This is a genomic window from Crocinitomicaceae bacterium (assembly GCA_016708105.1).
Classification (GTDB): Bacteria; Bacteroidota; Bacteroidia; order Flavobacteriales_D; family Crocinitomicaceae; genus JADJGJ01.
In genome coordinates this window covers 845,486-870,332 of the sequence record JADJGJ010000002.1, presented here as the reverse complement: position 1 = coordinate 870,332, position 24,847 = coordinate 845,486, and the positions used below count along the sequence as shown (strand labels likewise).

Here is a 24,847-nt window from a genome sequence, read left to right as displayed (position 1 = left end):
GCCACATAGTATAACAACACTAAAACTGATTTGCTATTTTTGAACTGCATGAAAAAAATTCTACTTGCTATTTGCTGCCTTGCTACCTTAACGGTGAATGCGCAATTCGCCATCAAAGGCACAATCACAGATGAATATGGTGAAGGTATTCCCGGTGTGCGTGTTGCTTTGGAAAACACTACCTACGGAGTACCTGCCAATGCTCAGGGAAATTATTTCCTTGAAGTTCCATCTGCCGGAACCTACGTGCTGACATTTTCCATGCTTGGTTTTGAAAAAACTTCAGACACCATTATCGTTAAAGACCAAATCACTTACCACAGCATCACATTGAAAGAAAGTTCCACCGAATTGGGTACAGTTGAAGTTTATTCTGACACGCGTGATTTAGCTAAAGAAATAATTGGTCATGTCATTGATAATAAAAAAAATCTAGGCAAACAATTTGACTCTTATCAATGCAATACCTACATAAAAACATCTCTTGAGAAAGAAAACAGATTGCCATTTTTAGCTACACGAGATACACTTGGGAAACAGCGAATGAACCTGATTGAATCTTATTCTGTCACACATTTTGAGCAAAACGCAACCTATCACGAAGATATTATAGCACATCATGACTACGCTGAAAAGGCAAATAACACCATGGTGGTATCAGTTGATTTTAGCAATGCAGATAATTTAATTCCCAATCAGGTAATTGAATATAATCCCTACATTTTTTTTGAAAAAGTACAAGATGGTGATGTAGATCCATATCAAAACTTGATTGAATTACCAAAAATTTCATCTAAACAATTAGTGTCTCCGGTTGCAGTGAATGCATTCTTGAATTACAAGTATAATCTTGGCGGAATTTTTTATGAGAACGGACAAAAAATTTATGAAATTAAAGTGGAGCCACGCTTCAAAGAAGGTCCGCTTTTTTCAGGTGTAATTTATATCATTGATAGTTTGTGGGTGATTAAATCATTTGATTTGTCAATCAATCCGGCCGCAATGGACTACTTCAAAGAGTTCAGAATTATTCATGACTATGAACTTGTTGATGGCAAATGGGTGGTGGTAAGACGTGAGTTTATTTATACAATGAATGACGGTAGTGATCAAATAATGGCAAATACCCGAGTGCAACACAGCAATTATATTTTTAACGCCGGATTTGATCATAAACAATTTAAAAATTCTGTGATGTCATATCATGATGATGCATTTGACAAAGATTCACTCTACTGGGAAAATGTTCGTCCAATTCAACTAAAACCTGAAGAACTTCTCTACATCCATGAGCAAGACAGTATCATGCGCGAATTCACATCGTTTGAATACATTGACAGTGTGAACGCCGTATACAACAAACTCACTGTCTGGGATTTTTTACTTAACGGAGTTGGATTTAGAAACAGAGAAAAAGGACAAGAAATTTACATTGCTCCACTAATCTCTCAACCTCAGTTTTTTGGATTTGGTCCTTATCGGCATAAAATTTCCGGCATGTACTCCAAAGAATTTGAAAACGGACAAAAAATCAGCATCAATAGTGAAATTGATTATGGTTTCAAATACAAAGATTTGAAGGGAATGTTAGGTGTTGAATACACTTATTTACCAAAACATTTCGGAAGTTTCAGAATTGCCGGTGGTGATGTGTATGATCTCGTAAATAATTATGAATCTATTGTGAATACCGGGGCATCATCCAACTTTGTGAGAAAAACATTTTTTGCTGTTGGGCAACGATATGAAATTGTAAATGGATTATATGGAAGAGTGAGTTATGACTATTCTAAACGCATTGCAGTGCCAGAACTTGCGCGTGCACCATGGCTTGATTCATTGATGCAAAATATTGGATCAGACATTCAAGCAAAACCTTTTGAAACCTATACTGTATCTATTTTTGAACTTGAATTGGCGTACCGTTTTAAACAATCATACATCTATAAAAAAGGAAAAAAAATAATCATTGGAACTGAGTATCCTGAACTGAAATTAAATTATAAAATTGGTGTGCCTAATCTATTTGGCAGTGATGTGAATTTTTCATTTCTTGAACTTGGCGCATCGGACAATGTCACAATAGGCACCTTTGGTGAAATGAAATGGAATTTTGTTGCCGGTAGTTTTTTAGGGAGTGATATTGACGCAATCAGATTTATTGAACATAAATTTTTCAGAGGTTCAGATTTTTTCTTTTTCTCAAATCCACTCAAATCACTTCAATTACTTGACAGCACCATGCACACCGCACGCCCCTATTTGCAAGCCTTTGTTATACATCACTTCAATGGTGCTATCACAGATAAAATTCCACTTATCAACAAAACAAAAATTGAATTAGTTGCAGGTGGTGGTATCTTATTAATTGATGAACTCAATTACAGACATCTGGAATTTTATGCTGGTATTGAGCGAAAATTTAAAATCAAAAAACAGCTTTTCAAAGTCTCTGCATTTTATGTGATGAGAGAAAATAATGCCCCTTCAGTTCAACTCAACTTTAAATTTGGGCTTGACTTCTACAACTCATTCTCCAACAGTTGGAGTTATTGAAGATGATATTTTACTTCACAAAAAGTTTGTAAATATCATTAGCATTGGCAAACAACAGCAAGCCAAGCAATAGAATGATACCAACCATTTGCGCGTATTCCATGAATTTATCGCCCGGTTTTCTGCCGGTGATCATTTCGTACAATAAAAACATGATGTGACCACCGTCAAGCGCAGGAATTGGGAGAAAATTCATAAAGGCGAGAATGATAGAAATAAATGCAGTGAGCATCCAGAATGAGTGCCAATCCCAAACCGGAGCAAACATAGCACCAAATGAAGCAAACCCACCAATGCTTGATGCACCTTTAGAAGTAAATACAAATTTCATTTGCACGGCGTAATCATGCAAAGTATTATATGCCATACCAAAACCTTCAGAAATACTTTCACCAAAAGAGTAATCATTGTGTTGCGGAGGGAAAACATCTGTAATTTTTTTCATAGCAACACCAACGCGTCCGGTTGAATCTACCAACACATCAACCGTCATAGGATTTTGATTTCTGAACAAAAATACGCTCACCTTTTGTCCTTTATTTTTTTGTACTTCAGTAACAAACTGATCATAAAAAAGTGTTGAGGCACCATTGACTGAAACCACGCTATCACCTTCAAGTATGCCGGCTTTTTTTGCATTCATGGTTGAATCAACATATCCTATCACGGTATACACGCGCGGTGTAAAAGGTGACATACCATCTGATTTGAACAATTCCCATTCAATGTCTTCATGCAGTGCTATGGTTTCATCTGTTCCATCTGCGTGCATAACGTGAATATTATGTGCACCGCGCAGCATAATCATCACATTGACATCTAAAATATCTCGAGGGGTTTCACCATCAACATCTAACACTCGGTCACCATCTCTGAATCCATATTTCTCCATGGTTTCATGAACTGCAAAACCATTTTTGAAATCGTTCATCGTATAATAATCTTCACCCCACACAAAAAAAACCATGCAGTAAATAAGGATACCTACAATGAAATTTACCACTATACCACCAATCATAATGATAAGGCGTTGCCATGATTTTTTTGATCTGAATTCATCCGGCTGCGGATCTTTTTTCATTTGTTCCTTGTCCATGGATTCATCAATCATGCCTGCAATTTTCACATATCCACCCAGAGGTATCCAACCTATTCCCCATTCAGTATCTTTAATCTTCTTTTTAAATAAAGAGAATTTATAATCAAAGAAGAGGTAAAATTTTTCAACGCGTGTTTTAAACCAACGTGCTGGTAAATAATGTCCAAGTTCATGGAGCACAATTAGCAATGATAAACTAAGAATTAATTGTCCGCCTTTAATCAGAATTTCCATCCGGTAAAATTTTAATGTTCAAAGATACTGTTTAGTATTCAGATTGCGTGATCATTCATTTATCTTCTCAAAAAGCAACAGACATTTAATTTCAGCCTTGAGATTTTATACGGCTATGAATCCGTTCTCTTTAAAATAGTTTACAATGGCTGTTTTAATCAACTCCTCTTGCTCTTTCACCGTGATATGGGGTAATGGACTTATGAGTTTAAAATGAGGCCAGCCCTCATCATCATCATGCGAGTATTCATAATATCCGTACTGACTAAGCAGAGTACAAATAGCAACATGCAGCAAGTTCATTTTATCATCCTTCGTATATCCTCTATTGCCTCTACCTGATTCCTGAACACCAATAATCATGAGTATAGCATTGATATCCATATTACCGTCACCCGGAAACTGTTCTCTCAATTTCTTTTGAATTAATATTAATTCTAATTCTGTCTGATGATCCATTCCTGCACAAAGTTATGTTGATACTTTGAAAGTTGATACTTCTGATAACAGACAATAGAGAATTAAATTTGAAAGAATGAATTATTTAGACATTGTTTTAGTTCTTCCACTCATCTTTGGAGCTTGGCGAGGTTTCAAAAAAGGCTTGATTATAGAACTATTTACCTTGCTTGCATTGGTTGTTGGTATATATGCCGGCATTCACTTCTCTGATTTCATGAGCAGTATATTGAGAGAACACGCAGGTATTCAATCAGAATATCTGCCGGTTATTTCCTTCTCACTTATTTTTTTAGGTGTTGGTGCTATAGTCTATTTTGCAGGTAAGCTAATAGAAAAAGCAGTGAATGCTGTAGCCCTGACTCCTATGAACAAATTAGCCGGTTTGTTTTTTGGTTTGGTAAAGATGTTGTACCTCACCAGTACCTTACTTGTGATAATTGAATCCTATGATCAACGAAATGAAATGGTTCCTGAAAATTTGAAAGATGATTCACTACTCTATCATCCGGTAAAAAGTGTTTCTCTTACTACAATTCCTGCGCTAAAACACAGTGAGCTCTTCATCAAAACAGCTCAGCAACTAAATGAATGAGGTTTTAATAATCACTTCAGCTCCCAAACTTTTTGCAACCGGACACGCATGCGCCAACCGTTCAAGTTGCTCTAGTTCAACGGGTGAAAATCCATTATCTCCAAAATCAAACTCAATATGTACTTCTCCAATTCTGCGTGGATTTGAAGCCATTACTTTTTTAACCCTTGATTTAACGGGTTTCAGACTTTTTCCCTGTTTATCAAAATGAATGGCAATAATTGACAACATACATGCAGACAAGGCGGCAGCAACTAGGTCAGTTGGAGAAAACGCTGAAGCTTTGCCATTGTTGTCAAGCGGAGCGTCTGTTTTTATCTCAGTGCCTGAATAAAGATGAACTGCTCGGGTCATCAATTCTCCTGTATAGTCAACTGTAAAATTTGGATTTTCCATATATTGAACAATTTAAATTGATTCGTGTTTTGCTTTTGAGTAATTTTGTAATGATGTACAAAAGTGCACTATATTTTCTTTTTATAAGCTTAGGCATTTCTTGCTATAGTCAAGAACATGCGCCTGATGATACGCAAACCCTCATGCGCGCAGAAATAATTGCAGGTGTAAATTTCAATACACGTGGATGGGGAATCAGTGCTGATTACGGCTTTCAGAAAAACTATAAATACAAGCATTGTATTGGTTTTACCTTCACCAATATCCGACATGAAAAAGAACAGAAAATATACCCTGATGCTATTACCAGCACCAAGGGTTATTATTATGGAAAACTGAATTCTCTGGTTAGTTTCAGACCAACGTTTGGTGGCAAATTAATTTTATTCCGCTCCAAACGTGAGGCCGGTATTGAAATTTCACTGAAATGGGCAGCAGGACTTTCGCTTGGACTACTAAAACCGGTGTATTTAAAAATTGATAAAACATCCATGATTATAGATGAACGCTATGATCCCACCATTCATAACAGCAGTAATATTAGTTCCAGATCATCCTGGTTCCTTGGAATTTCAGAAGCAAAATTAATTCCCGGTATATATTCACGCATTGGTTTTGATTTTAATTTTTCACCTATCCGAGAAGTAATCAGCGGAGGAGAATTCGGTATTGCCATTGATTATTACCTGAGCAATCATCTGAAAATACTATACAATAATCCTGAACAGAATTATTTTACCGCACTGTATCTTCAGTTTAATTTTGGAAGACGACTATACTGATTTAACATGGAATCAAAAGAACAACATACCATATCAATACAAAAACCAAAATGGCTTCGTGTAAAATTGCCGGTAGGTGAAAAATATAAAAAAGTGCGTGCCTTGGTTGATGAGCATAAGCTTCACACCATTTGTCAAAGTGGCAATTGCCCTAATATGGGTGAATGCTGGGGAGATGGAACCGCAACATTTATGATTCTTGGCAACATCTGTACCCGATCATGTGGTTTTTGTGCGGTTGCAACAGGCAAACCTCTTGCGGCAGATCCTTTTGAACCGGCTCGTGTGGCTCAGTCAATAAAATTGATGCAAGTGAAACATGCAGTCATTACTTCAGTTGACCGTGATGATTTACCCGATGGAGGTTCTGAAATATGGGCTTCTACAGTTCGCGCTGTCCGCAAAAAATCTCCGGGCACTACCATGGAAACGCTTATTCCTGATTTTGCCGGCAAATGGGAAAACCTTCAACGCATCATTGACGCAGCGCCTGAAATTGTTTCACATAATCTTGAAACTGTTCGTCGTTTAACAAAACAGGTGCGCATTCAAGCAAAATATGACCGTTCGCTAGAAGTATTATTCAGACTGAAAAAAGGCGGAATGAAAACAAAATCAGGCATCATGCTTGGTATTGGTGAAACTGAAGAAGAAATTTTTGAAACCATTGACGACCTGTCAGGTGTAAAGACAGATATTTTAACCATGGGTCAATATCTCCAGCCTACACCCTCACATTTGCCCGTTGCACAATTTGTCACTCCTGAAAAATTTGACGAGTATAAAGCTTACGCACTCACAAAAGGCTTTCGGTATGTAGAAAGTGGACCATTGGTCAGATCTTCTTATCATGCTGAAAGACACATCTTTTAATTCTGATGTGTATAAAATTCACATTTGATGTTTACGAAAATTTGACAAAGGGGGGGCTGTCGTCGTAACTTTGTACTATATTAGTCGCTTGAAAAAGCGCTTCATGAAAACAAATGTTATGAATAAAAAATTAGTACTCGTGGGTTCTCTGGCTGTAACAGCAATAGTTGCAACAGTAATTTCCAACTACTCAACTCCAGATTCAGCCTATACTCCTCGTACGCAAAACCACTCTGAAAGTACACCGGGAATAGATGGTGCATTTGACTTGTATCATAAATTACGTGGAGACTATTCACGTGAAGATTGGTTAAGAGCCCGCAACGAAGCGGAAATGATGCCGGTTGATCGCACAGATTTTACATGGACTGACCATGGTCCGGACAACGTTGGTGGTCGTACAAGAGCAATTCTGGTTGATAAAAACGATATCAATCATATCTATGCCGGATCAGTTTCCGGCGGTTTATTTGAGTCTTTCAACCGCGCCAATGAATGGCAAATAATTGAAGGCTTTAATGAAAACCTTGGGGTATCATCTATGTGTCAAACTCCGGATGGAAATATATATATTGCTACAGGGCATCAGCAAGAACAAACCGGTGGTTCTCAAAACGCCTATGACACTGGTCACAATGGATATGGAATCTACGTAAAAGGTACTGACGGTACAATCAATTTAGTATCCGGTACTACCACTTCCGGTGAATTTGATTGGATCAATGAAGTTGTATGTGACACAGTTCATAATATTGTTTGGATTGCTTGTTCAGGCGGATTAAAAAAATACGACCCAAGTTCAGGAATTACTGACGTAAGTGGAGGGATCAGTTCTGGATCTTGCGCTGCCTTGTCAATTTCTAAAGACGGAATGGTCATTGTAGCCAACATGGCCGGAGGTAAAACAAATGTTTCAATAGATGGAGGCACAAGCTTCAGTGATCGCTCAGGAAATGGCGCCGGTGAAATTGAAGCCGGAGCTAGTCGAGTGGAGTATGCGATCTCACATGAAAAAGCATCAAACGGCAACTACTATGTATATGCTTCTTGCGCCAATACACACCTTGTTGGTATTTGGCGTTCAGAAAACAATGGCCTTGATTGGACAGAAATAGCACCTGCAGCAAATGGCGCACCTGGAAATTTTGCCCCATTCTCTCATAGTGAAACTTCTGGGCAAGGTACTTATGACAATATCATCTCAGTAAAAAAAGGTGACCCTGATAAAATTTTTGTTGGTGGAATTGATATTTATTCATGGAAACTTGGCGGAAACTGGACACAAATGACCCAGTGGTTCTACCCACCTCAGAGTTCTCAGTATGCGCATGCTGACCAACATGAAATGGTTTGGGATAACCAAGGTCGTTTATACATTGGAAATGATGGTGGTTTAGGATACTCGGATGATGGTGGTAACACCTTTGTACCTTGTAACCGTGGATATAATGTAACTCAATTTTATGCCATTGGCTTCTCAGCTCACAGTGATGTAATTGGCGGTGCTCAAGACAACGGAACGCAGGCAAATTATCATGATAATGCAACATACAAATCACATGATGAAGTAGGTGGTGGTGATGGTTTCTCAGCAGCAATTTCATTCATTAACAGAAATATCTTATTCACATCAGTCTACCACGGTTCTGTGAGTCGTTCTTCAGATCGTGGTGCGAACTCCAATGATTTTACCCCTCCGCAGTGGTCATGTGATCCGGGTGGATTAGAATCTGGATGCGGTCAATTCTTCACCAATTTTAGATTATGGGAAAACCCTATGGATTTGAACTCAACGGACTCAATTACATACATTCCACAAGAAGCTTATTTAGCCGGAGAAACGGTACTAGTGCCATCAAAAACATCTCAAAAATTCATTAACTATGTGACTCCAAGTGATATTGTTTTTGATGATACGCTTGACTTTAACTCATCGCTTACCACGTTTGACACTATTATTACAACGCCGGGGGCAACTGAATACAACTTGGCTATTGTTGACTATGTTTTGGTATATGATGCAGCAGCAGGTGCACCACCAATTAATGACGGGGACTCACTCTATATTGTTGATCTGGATACTACCGTTGAAGTAGATTCATGGGTGACAATCAATCACTACTTCGGCACAAACCCGTTACGCCCTGGAAAAGTCTATGACATGGAAAATGACGTACAGGTTTATAATGTTGCTTGGGATACGTTAAAAGTTCAAGATCACTACCAATCATGGTTTGCAATCGGATTGGGTGGTTCAGGTGAAGAAAGTGGTGTTTGGATGACCCGTAATTCATTGCGTCTTGCTTCTAATTCAGCGGAATGGTTTTTAGTGGCAGATGGCATTGGTGAAGTTTCCTCTATGGAATTCTCTCGTGATGGAAATCACTTGTTTATTGGAACATGGACAGGTCAGATTTATAGACTATCTGGCTTTGGAGATGTATACTCACCAACCACATTAGACACGTTGATTGATTGGGATGAAGGACATTATGCAACCACATTGACTAACATTGGTGCTTTGGGCGCTCCTATCACCAGCATAGCGGTTGAAGGGGATGTAGATCACGTGGTAGTCACTTTGGGTAATTTTTCTGGCTCAGGTAAAGTTCGTGAAACAACTAACGCTACAGGAGGCTCACCAACTTGGACAAGTATTATGGGTGATTTACCTTCAATGCCATACTATAGCTCAGTGATTGACCGTGACGATCCAAACACAATTGTAGTTGGTGGTGAGTTTGGAGTTTATTACACTGAGAATGGAGGCACAACTTGGGTAAATGCTCCGGGCAAATTTGGTAAAGTGCCTGTATTTGATATGGGACAAAACTGGAGAACTTATGACGAAGGTTCTATTAAACCTGGTCGTATTTTCATTGGAACTCATGGACGCGGTATCTGGAGTACAGATGCATATTTGACCTTACCGGGTGAGCAAGATAATCTTGACCCGGCTAAATACACGCCAAATATCAACTTATACCCTAACCCGGTAAATGATTCTGGAAATATTCAATTTAACCTTGAAACTAATGAGGATGTATATGTTCAGATTTTCAACTTAAATGGACAATTAGTTCAGGAAGTATCTCAACAAAACATGAACAAAGGTTCTAATATTATCACATTTGATGCTAGTGAATTACCACGCGGTACTTATGTTGTACGTTTGACAGCAGGCAGCTTGGTTGAAACCACTAAATTTATCAAACATTAATTTTAAACGACGGAAAAAAGAAAGGCCGCCGCAAGCGGTCTTTTTTATTTTCACCTGATTGATTCCTATTGATTAATTTTGGTGAAATTCTCCATCTAGTTTACAAAAGCAACGACGATAGAATCAGAAAAACACCTATGAAAATTTCTTATAACTGGCTTAAAGATTATCTTGACTTTACTCAGACACCCAATGAGATTGCGGAAATTTTAACTTCTACCGGACTTGAGGTAGAATCAGTAGAAAAAACAGAAACTTATCGCGGTGGGCTTGCCGGTGTTGTGGTTGGTCATGTTTTAACCAAAGAAAAACATCCGGCTGCTGATAGGTTGAGCCTTACTACGGTTGATATTGGAACCGGCAGCCCTTTACATATTGTTTGTGGCGCACCAAATGTTGACGCCGGACAAAAAGTTTTAGTTGCCACAGTTGGATGCACACTCTACCCCACTGAAGGTGAACCGCTGAAAATAAAAAAATCAAAAATAAGAGGTGAAGAATCTGAAGGCATGATATGCGCAGAAGATGAATTGGGCTTAGGTGAATCACATGATGGAATTTTAATTTTACCGACTGATACAAAAATTGGACTCACTGCTGCTGAATATTTTCATATCACAGAAGATTATTTGCTTGAAATAGGCTTAACCCCCAACCGCTCTGATGCCATGTCACATATTGGAGTTGCTAGAGACATCAAAGCATGGTTAAATGTTCATCAAAACAATAAAATAAAAATTAAATATCCGGCTGTAAAACAATTTTCAGTCATTTCACCAAAGGAGTTATGCATTGAAGTTCAAAACACCGTTGCGTGTCCACAATATTGCGGAGCAGTTATCAAAGGAATTTCAGTTTCAGAATCACCGGACTGGCTAAAAACAAAACTTAGATCAATTGGACTTAAACCAATAAATAATGTGGTGGACATCACCAACTTTGTTTTGCACGAAACCGGGAATCCACTTCATGCATTTGACCTTTCAAAAACCGGTGGTCATATCTGTGTAAGAGATGGAAAACCTGCTGAAAAAATATACACTCTTGATGGTATTGAGCGCAACAATCTTGAAGAAAATCTAATGATCTGCAATGCAAGTGAACCATTGTGTATTGCAGGTGTAATGGGTGGTTTACATTCAGGCATTACACAAAACACCAAAGATATTTTTTTAGAAGCCGCTTTCTTTAATCCATCCTCTGTAAGAAAATCTGCAAGGAGACATATTTTAAATTCTGACTCTTCATTCCGTTTTGAAAGAGGCGTTGATCAGGAGCAAGTTATTTATGCACGCAATCGCGCAATAGGTCTCATTCTTGAAATTGCAGGAGGAGAGTTGAAAGAAGTTCATGAAGTCATTTCAAATCCTCATGAACGCAAATCTATCTTGCTTGATTTCGATTACTGCCGAAAAATTTGCGGCGTGAACTATTCATCTGAAAATATCATTACTATTCTTACCGAACTTGAATATATCATACTAGAGAAAAAAGATAATTCAGCGCTGGTGCAAATTCCTGCCTATCGTTTTGATGTGACAAGACCAGCAGATTTATGTGAAGAAATTTTGAGAATTCATGGATTCAATAATGTTCCATTACCTGAAAAACTCAACACGTCAATCACACTATCTAATAAGCCTGATCATGATAAATTAGTGAATATGATTGCTGATCTATTAAGTGACTCAGGATATTTTGAAATCATGAATAATTCACTTGAATCATCATCATTCTATAATCAGACAATAAAAGAGGTGAATGATTATTTGGTCAGAATTCAAAACCCATTGAGTAATGAACTTGATGTGATGCGTTATTCCATGATTCCGGGTGGATTAAGAAATATTGAGTACAATCAAAACAGACAACACGCCGATTTACGTTTTTATGAATTTGGAAAAACATACGCAAAAAATCAGAACAATTACGTAGAAAAACAGACATTGTCAATTTATCTATCAGGCCGCCGACGAGAAGAAAATTGGCTTCATACTGATAGTGTTTCAACCGCTTGCAGTTTCTATTCAGCCAAGTCAATTGCAGAAAAAATTATTATGCGATTAGGCATTTCAACTATTCAAACGCATGCTGTGGAAAACAACTTATTACAAGACGGTTTATTACTTGCTTCTGGTGATAAAAACCTCTGTCAGATTGGATGGATTAAGACTTCAGTCAAAAATTTGTACGGCATAAGAAATGACGTTTTCTATGTTGAGTTTGCCTGGGATGAAGTATTAAAATTAATCTCCAAAACAAAAATTGAATTTAAATCTTTGCCAAAAACTCAATTTGTGCGCCGAGACTTTTCTCTTTTATTAGATAAAGTGGTACGTTACGAAGACATCAGAAATCTTGCCATAGGATCAGAAAAAAAATTATTGAAAGAAGTGAATTTGTTTGATGTATACGAAGGAAAAAATTTACCTGACGGCAAAAAATCTTACGCAGTGAGTTTCATATTCCAAGACAACGAGAAAACACTTCAGGATGCTCAGGTGGATTTGATGATGCAGAATATTCGCACCAAACTTGAAATCGAATTGAAAGCTGAGCTGAGATAATCAGACGGAACGTATCTTTTTAAATTGCTCAACAATATCATCAGCAACAACCGGCCAGATAAATTGTTGTGGCACAATTTCTGCGGATTTTATTTTCATCTTTTTCAAATCTTCATCGGGCATTTGAATAATTTTTTGAATTGCATCGGCTATCAATTCCGGTTGCGGTTGATTCAGCAGTATTCCGTTCTCTTTAACCATTCTACTCACCGCACCAACATCCGTTGCAATGACAACTAATGAACGAGCCATGGCTTCAAGTATTACCGTTGGCATACCCTCAGAATGGCTTGGTACCACAATACAATCACACATATCAAGTATCTCCTGAATTCTAGTCACATCTCTGATTTCACCATGAAAAAACATCTTAATTTTTGAGTGATCCATCTCAACTTCTGCAGGACCAATAAAATGAAATTGGAAAACCATATTCTTTGATTTCAGAATTTCAATTGCAGCCAAAAGTTCTGCTAAGCCCTTACGTCGTTCATTGCGACCGATGAAAACAAATGATCGTACTTGAGCCAATTGATTTGTTTGATGTATCCAATTTTCTTCAACAGCATTTGATTGAATTAGAATTTTTGCTTTGTCTATATTTTCTCTATCAAGAACTTCATTTAATCTTGCACCAAAAGAATAAATATAATCTGCATGATTCAATAAATAGTTTGCAATTTGTTTGAGAAAAATATTTCCCAATCTGGCTTTGAAATCCGGTGGACGCTGGAACATTTCAAAGCCATGCAAATTAACTAGTACCGGAACACGCAATTTATTTTCTTTTCGCTGCTTGACAAAATGATATCCTGTAAAACCCTGCGCATAAACGAGATCAAAATCATTCACAACATGTGCCAATTTTTTAAAACATTGTTGAGAATACAATTTGTTTTCTCTGACATAGTGACCGGGAAACTTATTCAAAACAGGAAACTCAACCTGTACGAACTTGATTTGAGTACCAACAAATATTTCTTGCAATTTAGATTCAGAATAATCTTTTCCGCCGGTGTGAACTACAGTCAACTCACATCCTCGCTCAGCTAATAACTTAATAAGAATGGCGCTATGCTTTTGCATTCCGCCGAGCACAAAGGGAAATATTCCATCCGTAAGAAAAAGTACTTTCACCTCACGAATTTATCAAAAATAAAATTGAGGAGAGTTTGATTTATTTTTGTCTGAACCTTTTGATGGTAGAACCGTCACTATAAACATAGACCTGAATTCCATCATAATTTTCATCAACCTCTTCACCTAAGAGATTAATAATTTTAACCAATTCAGGCGCATTTGAATCAGACTCTACTGCAACAATACCAAGATTTGTTGTCACCCCGTCATGATCAGTTTGCCAAAGTTGATAATAAACTACTTGATCAGACACAAAAAAATCTCTGAATTGATAGTCAATAGTTTCAGAAGAATTACCGGCACCATCAATGTTGCCTACCGCATACCACGTTTCGCCATCGGTACTTCTTTCAAGAGTATAAAAATCATTATTTGATTCAGATTTTGTCTGCCACTTAATCACATTTACCTGACCCTCATTTTGCGCTTCAAGCGAAACCAATACAACGGGCAGCGGCACGCAGGAGATACCGGCAGAGCCACCGAAGATAAAGTTAAATGACGATAACGAAGAAGTAAAATTATCAATTACAAGCAAGTAAACATCCCCGGCAGCAACCGTTAGATCATCAACATATCGGTTTCCTCCAGAACCTTCAGTTGTAGAAGGTGATTCAGCGCCATTTAGTGCGGTATTCAAACCCGTGTTTCCACCACCAGCGGCATAAGAACATCTGATCGGAGCAGCGGTTGGAGGACACGCAGATGATGGCCCCCACAAGGCAAAGTCATAATCGTCTGTTCCATTACTTGGGGAGATTGTGAACTGGAGAGTTCCAGCCGTACCAATAGAGATCAAATACCAGGATGATTGATGCTCATTACTGTTCAAACATCCCCGATTAGTTACGTCCAATTCCTGAGTACCAAAACCTGCACTATTTCCGGGAAATCCTGTACTTGCACAAACCTGAATGCCAATATCACAATTATTAGCCGGAGCTACCGGATCATGAACGCAGATTGACCCGTTCATACTTGATGTATTATTTGATTGATTTCGGTGAACTTGAATATAGTAAACTGTACCTATAGTCGTAGCAAATGATACAGACGCTGCCGTACCTGCAGCTGCATGACTACACGCAAGTTCAGTTCCACCTCCGCAAGCACTCCAAACAGAAAGGGTATGAGTTCTACTTCCGGTTAAATCAATATCAGTAGTAGTATTTGTAGCTGTGAACTGATACCAACCGTCATCCATATTAGTTCCTAAGTTACAAGAAGCATTTACTAAACCACCATTAGCATAAGTTCCGGGTAAGGTGTAAGTTGTTGGTGTACAATTTGCATTCACCGTCAATACCGGAATACCTGTACAACCATCAGAAGGATTGGTTTGAGAAAACCCGTCATGATAACCGAGTATAACCACACCCACTAATATTAATTTAGTAAGATAATGGCGTATCACGTATGGAATTTTGCAACTAGTCATTCAATTACAAGGACAGAGAATTCAGTAAGGTAATATCCATATTCTATGAGGTAGGAACTCAAATCCTCCTCAGTGTATTCGTATCCTGAGATAAAATCAAATTTTTGTGTATCTACAATAAAAGTTGGATAGGTTTTAAACAACTCTCTGAGTGGATCTGTAATTTCCTTGGCAGTAGCAAGATCGACCACTCCATCTATTTTAAAGGAGTAGCTGTAATCCTGACCAAAAGAATTACTCATTGAGAGTACAAAAATGATGCTTACTAACAACTTTCCCATAACTTGATTTATAACCTATACGCAATATTCGCCAAAAAGGTTGACTTTAAACGATTTTTTTCAACCTATTTTCCCAACGTTGGCTTAAAGCAAACTGCCGAAAACCTTTTTCAACAGGTCAGTTACTTGCGCAACAGGATCTTTTCTGATTTTCTTTTCTTCTTGTTTAACCAACACGAAAAGACCGGTAATACCGCGATCTGTCACATATTTATCAAGGTCTGGATTGATTTCAGATTTGCCTGAAATTTTTGCCCATTGGTTGTATTTTGTCGCCACCGGATTCCAGTATTTAGTTAACTCTACTGTTTCAATGGCCTCTTTAACTACTGGCAAAAAAGCCTCTGTCAATGGCGCTGTAGTAGTTTTAATGAGATACATGGTAGCTGCAGAATCAGAACCATGCAGAATTTCAAAACCGTCACCAATACTCATGTTGGTAATGGCATCAACAAAAATTGGTGTTGCTTTTTGAGAGGCCAACTCTGCCGCACGGTTCAGGGTAAGAATAATCTCATCCACTTTTCCTTGCAATCCCCACTCAATGGCTTTGTCTTTAATATTATTTGCTTCAGGAGGAAAAGGAATCTTAATCAAATCATTTTTAAAAAAACCATCTGTCATGGAAGCCATTTCAGCACCTTTTTTAATTCCAATGGTCAAAGCTTCTTTCAATCCCTGAATAACTTCTTCATTTGTCAGAGCAGGAGCTGTGGTTGTACCTGTTCCCGTACCGGTGCCGGTTGTGATTACATCGTTTGCAATTTCTTCAAGCACGCAACTTGATAACATCATTCCAAATCCGAGATAAATCAATAATTTCGTTTTCATTTACGTTCAGTTTTATTTGTCAAACATAGTCATTTATAGTTATCCTTACAAACAGAGTACCAAGAAATATGCAAACACAAATTCATGCCGGAATAATCACCATTGGAGATGAGATATTAGTGGGGCAAACCATTGATACCAATTCTGCCTGGTTAGCGACTAAACTCAATGAAATAGGAATCTCCGTGCGAGAAATTCTAAGTATTTCAGATAAGGCTGACAGAATTACAGAAGCACTTGATAGAATGCTAACAAATTGCAGTCTGGTTATATTCACCGGTGGATTAGGGCCAACCAAAGATGACATAACAAAACATGTACTCACTCATTATTTTGATGACACGTTGATTTTGAATGCCACTATCCTCAAGAGAGTAGAAGAAATGTTCAGACACCTGAATCGTCCTATGCTGGATGTCAATAAACAACAGGCAATGCTGCCTTCTAAGGCGATTATAATTGAAAATGATTTGGGAACAGCTTCAGGAATGTGGTTTACCAAAGATGGAGCAGATGTCATTTCATTGCCCGGAGTACCGTTTGAAATGAAAGGACTCATGGAAAAAATAATTCCTGAATTTCAGAAAAAATACAAACTTGCTACCTTCTATCATCGCACTATTTTATTTCAAGGTATAGGCGAATCACAACTTGCACATGAAATAAACGACATAGAAGAAGCATGTGCAAAGAGTGAAATAGCGATTGCATATTTGCCATCACCCGGCATTGTTAAATTGAGATTAACCGGTACTAAAGAACAATCAGGCATCATGGAGCAACACTTTTCATTGATGCAAAAGCGCTTTGAAGGACAGGTATTTGGCTTTGATGATGACACCCTTGAGAAAGTAATTGGAAAACATCTTAGTTCATCAAATCAAACCCTTTCAACGGTAGAAAGTTGTACCGGCGGCACATTAGCTTCACGCATAGTCAGCGTTCCGGGTTCATCATCCTATTATCTTGGATCCATTATAGCGTATGATAATGCCGTAAAATCAAGCTTAGCTGATGTGCAGCCTGAGATAATTTCAACACATGGAGCAGTTAGTCAACAAGTAGCTGAACAAATGGCATTGGGCGGGGCAAAACGACTAAATTCACACTATTGTATTGCAACAACAGGTATAGCAGGCCCTGATGGGGGAACTGCGGAAAAGCCGGTAGGTACAGTATGGATTGCCATTGCAAGTCCTGAAAAAGTTTACTCAAAACAATTTCTGTTTAAGCATAATCGGGAAAGGAATATTGAGCTTACGGTGGTGTATGCATTGAATTTTCTAAGAAGAATAATCTGTAAAACAAATGATTAACTCACTTAAGCCGGGTTTGAAATGGTGTTTTTCAGCTTTTTTTTGTTGATTATTTGTAAATCCATAAAAAAGTTAGTTACTTTGCACTCCCAATTTTCAGGAAGAGATGATTTGTCAAATCTGAAAAACGGAAAATAAAACACAACATCATGTCAAGAGTTTGTCAAATTACCGGGAAAAAAGCGATTACAGGAAACAGCGTTTCCCATTCAAATCGTAAAACCAAACGCAGATTCAACCCAAATCTGGTTACTAAGCGCTTTTTTGTGCCTGAAGAAAATCAGTATATAGTGATTAAAGTGAGTACGTCTGCTTTGAGAACAATCAATAAAAAAGGCATTGGAGCTTGCTTGAAAGAGGCAAGAGAAAAAGGATTCATTTAACCCGATAAAATTATCAGAAAATGGCAAAGTCAAAAGGAAACAGAATTCAGGTGATATTAGAATGTACTGAGCACAAAACATCAGGACAGCCGGGTACTTCACGTTATGTGACTACAAAAAACCGTAAAAACACACCTGACCGAATTGAGTTGAAAAAATTCAACCCGATTCTTAAAAAATACACTATTCACAAAGAAATTAAATAAGCAGAGCCATGGCTAAGAAAGTAGTTGCTTCATTGCAAACCGGAGGAGGAAAAGAACACACTAAATGTGTGAAAATGATTAAAAATCCAAAAACCGGTGCGTACAGTTTCAAAGAAGAAGTTGTACACAACGATAAAGTTCAGGATTGGTTTGCCAAAAGCTAAATCTATTTTGAATACATTTAATCACAGCTTCTTCCATGACCGGGAGGAGCTTTTTTAATTTTATATGGGTATTTTCAATCTTTTCTCAAAAGAAAAAAAGCAAAGTCTTGACAAAGGTTTGGAAAAAACCAAACACTCCTTTCTTTCTAAATTAACCCGTGCCGTTGTTGGTAAATCAAGCATTGATGATCAGGTACTGGATGAACTAGAAGAAATTTTAATCACTTCAGATGTTGGTGTTGATACCACATTGAAAATTATTCGCAGAATAGAAGACCGTGTTGCTAAAGATAAATATCTAACCACAGCAGAGCTTAATAAAATTCTAAAAGAAGAAATTGCCTCATTATTATCTGAAAATAATTCCGGTGACACGGCTGAGTTTACTCTACCCTCAAACATTGAGAAACCTTATGTGATTATGGTAGTTGGGGTGAATGGAGTTGGTAAGACAACTACTATCGGGAAATTAGCAAACCAATTTAAAAAACAAGGTAAAAAAGTAGTACTTGGTGCAGCAGATACATTCAGAGCTGCAGCAGTTGATCAGTTAATTATTTGGTCACAGCGTGTTGGTGTGCCTATTGTTCAGCAAGGCATGGGGGCTGATCCGGCATCGGTTGCGTTTGATGCCATACAATCTGGCAAAGCACAGCAAGCTGATGTTGTTATTGTTGATACAGCAGGAAGGTTGCACAACAAAATCAACCTGATGAATGAACTTTCAAAAATAAAAAAGGTGATGTCAAAAGTTATTCCTGATGCACCACATGAAATACTGCTCGTATTAGATGGATCAACCGGGCAAAACGCTTTTGAGCAAGCAAAACAATTTGCACAGGCCACTGAAATTAACGCACTTGCTGTTACCAAATTAGACGGAACAGCTAAGGGAGGCGTTGTGATTGGTATTTCAGATCAAATGAAAATTCCGGTGAAATACATTGGTGTAGGTGAAGGAATAGACGATTTGCAAGTTTTTAATAAGAATGAATTTGTTGATTCGCTCTTTAATTAAATTTGCCATTGTAATTTCATTTTACCCAATATGAAAAAATTAATTGTAATCATTGCGTTGACTTCAGCAGTTCAGTTTGTCAACGCTCAAGACAAAGAATGTAACTGCAGAGAATTTTATACCGGCAGTTTTTATTTACTTGAACCTGGATCCAGCGATACTTGTTTCATTTTTCGCACCGCAAAATATCAGAACGAAGTAATTCCTTCACAAGATATTGATGCAAAATTTGACATCACCTGGACCGGTGAATGCACTTATATTCTCTCTGATCCAAATGATGGCCTAAGAAAATCTCCGCTTGATGTGTTTGCAAAAATTATTGAAACCGGAGAAAACTATTACATTGTTAAAGCGCATGCACGCAAAGGCAAAACATTATACTTCACCATATACCGCTATCAGCCTTGAAAACTAAAACGCTGAAAAAAAACAAAGTCAATGTAGTTACACTTGGGTGTTCTAAAAATTTATTTGACTCTGAAGTCATGATGGCTCAACTGAAAGCCAATAAATTTACCGTTGAGCATGAATCAAAACAAGACGATGCAGAAATTGTCATCATCAATACCTGTGGATTTATTGAAAGTGCAAAACAAGAATCTATTGACACCATTTTACGATTTGCTGAAGCTAAAACTCAAGGTCTGGTTTCCAAACTATATGTCACCGGTTGTTTGAGTGAGCGCTACAAAGATGATCTTGAAAAAGAAATACCTGATGTTGATGCATACTTTGGTACAAGAGATTTACCACGCTTATTAAAAACACTTAAAGCCGATTATAAAAAAGAATTAATTGGTGAAAGATTATTAGCTACACCTTCTCACTACGCTTATTTTAAAATAGCAGAAGGATGTGACCGACCTTGTGCGTTTTGTGCAATACCGCTCATGCGAGGTCATCACGTTTCAACACCCATGAATCAATTGCTGGACAATGCAAAATCATTGGCTGACCAAGGTGTAAAGGAATTATTGCTCATTGCGCAAGATCTCACTTATTACGGTTTGGATATCTACAAAAAAAGAAACTTATCAGAACTTGTAGAAAAACTTGCTCAAATTAATGGCATAGAGTGGATACGATTACATTACGCATTTCCATCAGGTTTTCCAATGGATGTGCTTGATGTGATGAATGATCACGCAAATATCTGCAAGTATCTTGATATGCCTCTGCAACATGGTTCAACAAAAATGCTCACCGCAATGAAACGCGGAATAACCAGAGAAAAGACAGAAGAACTGGTAGCTAAAATTCGCGATAAAGTACCTGGCATTGCATTGAGAACTACACTTATATCAGGATTTCCGGGTGAAACAGAAAAAGATTTTCAAGAGATGTATGACTGGGTTGAACGCAGTCGGTTTGACAGGCTAGGAATTTTCACTTATTCTCATGAAGAAAACACTTCAGCATTTGCTTTAAAAGATAATGTGCCGCAAAAAACAAAACAGCAACGGGCTGATAAAATCATGGAATTGCAAAGCGGAATTTCTTTTGAACTAAATCAACTTAAAATAGGAAAACAATTCAAGGTATTGTTTGATCGTCAGGAAGGAAAATATCTTTTTGGACGTACTGAGTTTGATTCACCTGAAGTTGACAATGAAGTAATTGTTGAATCAAAAGACAAATCTTTAATTGGTCAATTTAGAAAGGTTGAAATAATTTCTGCAGATCATTATGATTTGACAGGAAAAATCATTGCCTAAAAAGTAAATTTACTTGGCGCAAAGCGTTCAGGGCAGATAGGATTTTTTTTATCTGAACTTTTATTTTTCCGGCTCCTTCTCTTCATCAGTTATATCTTCATAATCAGAAAATTTATCTTGATTAGTTTGATCAGCGTGAAAATCGCGTCTCTCATAGGTGAATTTTGTATTCACGCCGGGCTGCATAATAGATTGGCCATTGAGCAAGCGACCGATGACGTTTGCGGCGCGCAAAATAATGGTAACCAAAAAGAAAAACGCAATGATGGCAAACACCCAACCAATAATGGGTGTGTCATAAATGTTCTGAATAGAATCAGTAAACCAATTCACTAATTTATTATCAACCATTTGCGGATAGATGACACAAAAAATAAAATACACAACAGATCCCAATAATAAAAACCGTTCTACTTTTGGGTCAATGGTTGAAGCAAACTGTTTGAAAAGGGGATGTTGTCCCATTTGATGAAGCACCGCCCGATTTTGAAGTTTACCAAGTAAGTACAATGCCAAAACAATTGCACCGGTGATCAAATTTGCTAAACCGGTATTTGTATCCAAATCACTCCCTTGAAATTTGTTGATGTAATTAGCAATAACCGATACGAGTAAAAAATATTTTACAATGCGCAACACATAATCAAGTGACATATTAGAAGGTTGTGCAGGATTTTTAAAAAGCCTCACTACCAACATAATTAATGCCCAGATAAACCCGAAAATGGAAAAGTTAATTCCAAGTACAAAAATAAAATTCAATACTTCCATGGTGCAAAAGTATCAAAACCCGTGCGAGAAAAAAAACCTGACAAAAAATCAGCATTTATAATTTTGTTTTCACATGTTCCCAGGCTTTGACTTGCCACTCTACCTGAGCTGTTGCCAAATGATTGCCTTTGGTGTCATGCAATTCAACAACAGCGGTAATAGTTTTGGAACTTTCACTCACAAGTGGTTCAAGAATGTGATCATGTATCCATTTCTCATCAGCACGGAAACTTGCTAATGCATCCATTTTAGCCTGAAAGAAATAATCTACATGCAATGATTTCATGATGATTCTATATTTGTTGTGATCAAGACTGCGCAGTAAATGAAAGCCACTTGCAAATTCAGCAGCCGTGGCTAAACCGCAGGCATGAATACCTTTGATATGGTTAAAGTTTTTTTTTCGGTGCGGAATTCTAACTGAGACAAAATCATCACCAATTGATGCAATTTTTATGCGATGAGGTTTATTAAAGGGTACCATTAATGCCAGCAACCAGTTCAATTTGAACAATGCAAATTTTGATGTCGCTGCCTTTTTTATCAGATTCTGGAATTTCACAGTGCTTATATCAATTGGATAAACAGGTCAAAGTTGGCAAATATCTCTCATAAAACAATGTATATTTGCATGTACCGTACAGATTAAAACCAGATGAAAATGAAAAAACTGATAATCACGTTCACGTTTAGTATAATTTTTGCCGGTCAGGCACTTTCAGTTGAGGGCATGTGGATACCTTCTCTCATAGACATGTTTTATTCTGACATGCAAACCTATGGGTTGAAGTTGAGCAAAGAACAAATTTATTCTACCAATAATTCCAGTTTGAAAGATGCCGTGATTCAATTTAACGGAGGCTGTACGGCAGAAATTGTATCAGATCAGGGATTGATTTTAACTAACCACCACTGCGGATACGATGCTATTCAAAAACATTCCAGCATTGAAAATGATTATTTGGCCAATGGTTTCTGGTCAAAAAATTTCTCAGAAGAGTTGCCATGCCCTTGGCTTAACATCACCATTGTAAAGGAAATAAGAGATGTAACAGAAGCAGTATTAAGCGGAGTAGATAAAACAGCAAACGCTGAAGAAATTCAGGAAAAAATAAAGAAAAATATTGCCTTGATTGAAGCAGAAGAAAAAAAGAAAAGCGGATATGCTGCAAAAATAAAACCGTTCAGTCAGGGGAATGAATATTTTATGTTGATTACGCAAAACTATGAAGACATTAGACTGGTTGGCACACCACCTAATGCCATTGGTAAATTTGGTGGAGATACTGATAATTGGGTTTGGCCAAGACATACAGGAGATTTTTCAGTTTTCAGAATTTATGCAGATAACAATAATCAACCTGCTGAATACAGTGCAGATAATGTTCCATACAAACCGGCCTATTCTCTTCCTATTTCATTAAAACCAAAACAAATTGGAGACTTCACTATGGTGTATGGCTTTCCGGGATATACCGATCAACATTACACCGCGAGCAAATTAAAATTCTACATTGAAACTGAAGCACCGGCCAGAATTAATATGCGACAACACACATTAGATTTAATGAAACCTGCAATGAATGCAAATGACACCATCCGAATTCAATATTCTGCCAAACAAGCAAGCATTGCCAACGCATGGAAAAAATGGATTGGACAATTAGGTGGACTCAATGAACTAGATGCCATTGGAAAAAAAATAACTTTTGAAGAAGAGTATCGAGCACGCGCAGCTGAACGAACTGAATGGAAGGAAAAATATGGAAAAATAATAGATGAACTTGATCAACTGCAAGCTGAATATGGACGTTATGAATTTGCCCGCAACATGTACATTGAATATTTCTACTACGGACCGGAAATTATCAGTTTTGCTTTTGATTTTTATGAACTTGCTTTCAGGTATGATGAACTAGAATCAGAAGGCAAATTAGAAGAAACAATTACAGGCTTAAAAAATAATGTGAAGAGTTTTTATAAAGACTATAACGCTCAACTTGACCAGAGTATTTTTCATGAACTTACACCACTTTACGCCGGTTACGTTAGTACTGATTTACTGCCTGAAGGATTCATTGAAACATGGGAAAAAACAGAGGTTGCCATATACACAAAATCTATTTTTTCAGATCGTGAAAAATTAGAACTTATGTTGGACAAATTCAGCGCTAAATCTGCCAAAAAATTACAGAAAGATCCAACCATACTTTTTGCTATACAAATTTACTCGGCATATTATGACAACGTAGTTGACAAGTACAAATGGTTTATGGTTAAAGAAGATGAACTCATGCAGCGCTATGTTGAAGGCATGATAGTCATGTTCCCGGATAAAAAAATGTGGTCTGATGCAAATTCAACCATGCGAATCGCTTACGGAAAAATAGATGGTTCACAACCTTATGACGGAATGCAATATCTGCACTACACAACTATTGATGGAATCATGCAGAAATATGATCCAAAAAATCCGGATTTTGAATTGACTGACCGTTTCATTGAACTCTACAACAAAAAAGATTTTGGTGAGTATGCGCAAGATGGAGAACTTTGGGTATGTTTCACTGCATCAAATCACACAACCGGAGGTAACTCAGGTAGCCCGGTGATTGATGGAGAAGGCAATCTTATTGGAATAAACTTTGATCGCAGTTGGGAAAGCACCATGAGTGATTTTATGTTTGATGAATCTCGTTGCAGAAATATTGTGGTTGATATTCGTTATGTTTTGTGGGTGATTGACAAGTATGGAGACGCCCATCACCTGATTGAAGAAATGAATATTGTGCGATAAAAA

23 protein-coding genes are annotated in these 24,847 nt (G+C 37.5%); 14 read left to right on the top strand and 9 right to left on the bottom strand.

The annotated features are described in order from the left end of the window. The first annotated feature begins 48 nt into the window (after positions 1-48). Positions 49-2,556: a carboxypeptidase-like regulatory domain-containing protein gene (locus IPH66_14955; protein ID MBK7130643.1), complete on the top strand. Its 2,508-nt coding sequence runs from the start codon at positions 49-51 to the stop codon at positions 2,554-2,556. 10 nt (positions 2,557-2,566) lie between these two features. Here the strand turns inward: IPH66_14955 and rseP are convergent, their stop codons facing one another. Next, complete coding sequence (gene rseP / locus IPH66_14950) at positions 2,567-3,889, bottom strand: RIP metalloprotease RseP (protein MBK7130642.1); 1,323 nt, start codon at positions 3,887-3,889, stop codon at positions 2,567-2,569. Between the two features lie 105 nt (positions 3,890-3,994). Next, positions 3,995-4,348 carry a hypothetical protein gene (locus tag IPH66_14945; protein ID MBK7130641.1) on the bottom strand — a complete coding sequence of 118 codons (354 nt, stop codon included), beginning with the start codon at positions 4,346-4,348 and terminating at the stop codon, positions 3,995-3,997. A 76-nt stretch (positions 4,349-4,424) separates the two neighbouring features. Here IPH66_14945 and IPH66_14940 point away from each other — a divergent pair, with 76 nt between their 5' ends. Beyond that, complete coding sequence (locus tag IPH66_14940) at positions 4,425-4,943, top strand: CvpA family protein (protein ID MBK7130640.1); 519 nt, start codon at positions 4,425-4,427, stop codon at positions 4,941-4,943. On the opposite strand, the gene IPH66_14935 is transcribed toward IPH66_14940, so the two are convergent. Then, positions 4,932-5,339, bottom strand: coding sequence for an OsmC family protein (locus tag IPH66_14935; GenBank protein MBK7130639.1), 408 nt, complete (start codon positions 5,337-5,339; stop codon positions 4,932-4,934). The two genes, IPH66_14940 and IPH66_14935, sit on opposite strands and share 12 nt — an antisense overlap. On the opposite strand from IPH66_14935, the gene IPH66_14930 reads away from it, so the two are divergent. The 4 genes from IPH66_14930 (at position 5,327) to IPH66_14915 (ending at position 12,781) form a co-directional block, all read left to right on the top strand. Then, positions 5,327-6,121 (top strand): hypothetical protein, encoded by a 795-nt coding sequence (locus IPH66_14930; protein ID MBK7130638.1) that lies wholly within the window; start codon positions 5,327-5,329, stop codon positions 6,119-6,121. The genes IPH66_14935 and IPH66_14930 overlap by 13 nt on opposite strands. Before the next feature lie 6 nt (positions 6,122-6,127). Then, the gene (gene lipA, locus IPH66_14925; GenBank protein ID MBK7130637.1) at positions 6,128-6,994 is read left to right on the top strand and encodes a lipoyl synthase; all 867 of its coding nucleotides are present in this window, start codon (positions 6,128-6,130) and stop codon (positions 6,992-6,994) included. 103 nt (positions 6,995-7,097) lie between these two features. Next, positions 7,098-10,214: a T9SS type A sorting domain-containing protein gene (locus IPH66_14920; GenBank protein ID MBK7130636.1), complete on the top strand. Its 3,117-nt coding sequence runs from the start codon at positions 7,098-7,100 to the stop codon at positions 10,212-10,214. 137 nt (positions 10,215-10,351) lie between these two features. Further along, a complete protein-coding gene (locus IPH66_14915; protein MBK7130635.1) occupies positions 10,352-12,781 on the top strand; it encodes a phenylalanine--tRNA ligase subunit beta in 2,430 nt (809 codons plus the stop codon). On the opposite strand, the gene IPH66_14910 is transcribed toward IPH66_14915, so the two are convergent. The 4 genes from IPH66_14910 to IPH66_14895 form a co-directional block, all read right to left on the bottom strand. After that, positions 12,782-13,918, bottom strand: a complete 1,137-nt coding sequence (locus IPH66_14910; GenBank protein MBK7130634.1) for a glycosyltransferase family 4 protein — start codon at positions 13,916-13,918, stop codon at positions 12,782-12,784. Positions 13,919-13,958: 40 nt separating this feature from the next. Continuing rightward, positions 13,959-15,335: a hypothetical protein gene (locus tag IPH66_14905; protein ID MBK7130633.1), complete on the bottom strand. Its 1,377-nt coding sequence runs from the start codon at positions 15,333-15,335 to the stop codon at positions 13,959-13,961. A 20-nt stretch (positions 15,336-15,355) separates the two neighbouring features. Then, positions 15,356-15,640, bottom strand: a complete 285-nt coding sequence (locus IPH66_14900; protein MBK7130632.1) for a hypothetical protein — start codon at positions 15,638-15,640, stop codon at positions 15,356-15,358. A gap of 84 nt (positions 15,641-15,724) precedes the next feature. Further along, positions 15,725-16,471, bottom strand: a complete 747-nt coding sequence (locus tag IPH66_14895) for a DUF4197 domain-containing protein (protein MBK7130631.1) — start codon at positions 16,469-16,471, stop codon at positions 15,725-15,727. Between the two features lie 68 nt (positions 16,472-16,539). Here IPH66_14895 and IPH66_14890 point away from each other — a divergent pair, with 68 nt between their 5' ends. From IPH66_14890 to rimO, 7 genes are all read left to right on the top strand, one after another. Then, positions 16,540-17,787, top strand: a complete 1,248-nt coding sequence (locus IPH66_14890; GenBank protein MBK7130630.1) for a competence/damage-inducible protein A — start codon at positions 16,540-16,542, stop codon at positions 17,785-17,787. Between the two features lie 149 nt (positions 17,788-17,936). Beyond that, a complete protein-coding gene (locus IPH66_14885; protein MBK7130629.1) occupies positions 17,937-18,170 on the top strand; it encodes a 50S ribosomal protein L28 in 234 nt (77 codons plus the stop codon). Between the two features lie 20 nt (positions 18,171-18,190). After that, on the top strand, positions 18,191-18,376 hold the full coding sequence (gene rpmG / locus IPH66_14880; GenBank protein ID MBK7130628.1) for a 50S ribosomal protein L33: 186 nt from the start codon (positions 18,191-18,193) through the stop codon (positions 18,374-18,376). A gap of 8 nt (positions 18,377-18,384) precedes the next feature. Then, positions 18,385-18,540 carry a DUF4295 domain-containing protein gene (locus IPH66_14875; GenBank protein ID MBK7130627.1) on the top strand — a complete coding sequence of 52 codons (156 nt, stop codon included), beginning with the start codon at positions 18,385-18,387 and terminating at the stop codon, positions 18,538-18,540. Between the two features lie 64 nt (positions 18,541-18,604). Beyond that, the gene (ftsY, locus tag IPH66_14870; GenBank protein ID MBK7130626.1) at positions 18,605-19,558 is read left to right on the top strand and encodes a signal recognition particle-docking protein FtsY; all 954 of its coding nucleotides are present in this window, start codon (positions 18,605-18,607) and stop codon (positions 19,556-19,558) included. 30 nt (positions 19,559-19,588) lie between these two features. Then, complete coding sequence (locus tag IPH66_14865; GenBank protein ID MBK7130625.1) at positions 19,589-19,969, top strand: hypothetical protein; 381 nt, start codon at positions 19,589-19,591, stop codon at positions 19,967-19,969. After that, the gene (rimO, locus tag IPH66_14860) at positions 19,966-21,276 is read left to right on the top strand and encodes a 30S ribosomal protein S12 methylthiotransferase RimO (protein MBK7130624.1); all 1,311 of its coding nucleotides are present in this window, start codon (positions 19,966-19,968) and stop codon (positions 21,274-21,276) included. Before IPH66_14865 ends, rimO begins: the two co-directional genes overlap by 4 nt. A 60-nt stretch (positions 21,277-21,336) precedes the next feature. Here rimO and IPH66_14855 read toward each other — a convergent pair whose 3' ends face one another. Beyond that, on the bottom strand, positions 21,337-22,047 hold the full coding sequence (locus IPH66_14855; protein MBK7130623.1) for a hypothetical protein: 711 nt from the start codon (positions 22,045-22,047) through the stop codon (positions 21,337-21,339). Between the two features lie 55 nt (positions 22,048-22,102). Next, complete coding sequence (locus IPH66_14850) at positions 22,103-22,609, bottom strand: DUF4442 domain-containing protein (GenBank protein ID MBK7130622.1); 507 nt, start codon at positions 22,607-22,609, stop codon at positions 22,103-22,105. A 99-nt stretch (positions 22,610-22,708) separates the two neighbouring features. Between IPH66_14850 and IPH66_14845 the strand changes: the two genes are divergently transcribed. Continuing rightward, a complete protein-coding gene (locus IPH66_14845; protein MBK7130621.1) occupies positions 22,709-24,844 on the top strand; it encodes a S46 family peptidase in 2,136 nt (711 codons plus the stop codon). Positions 24,845-24,847: the final 3 nt, after the last annotated feature.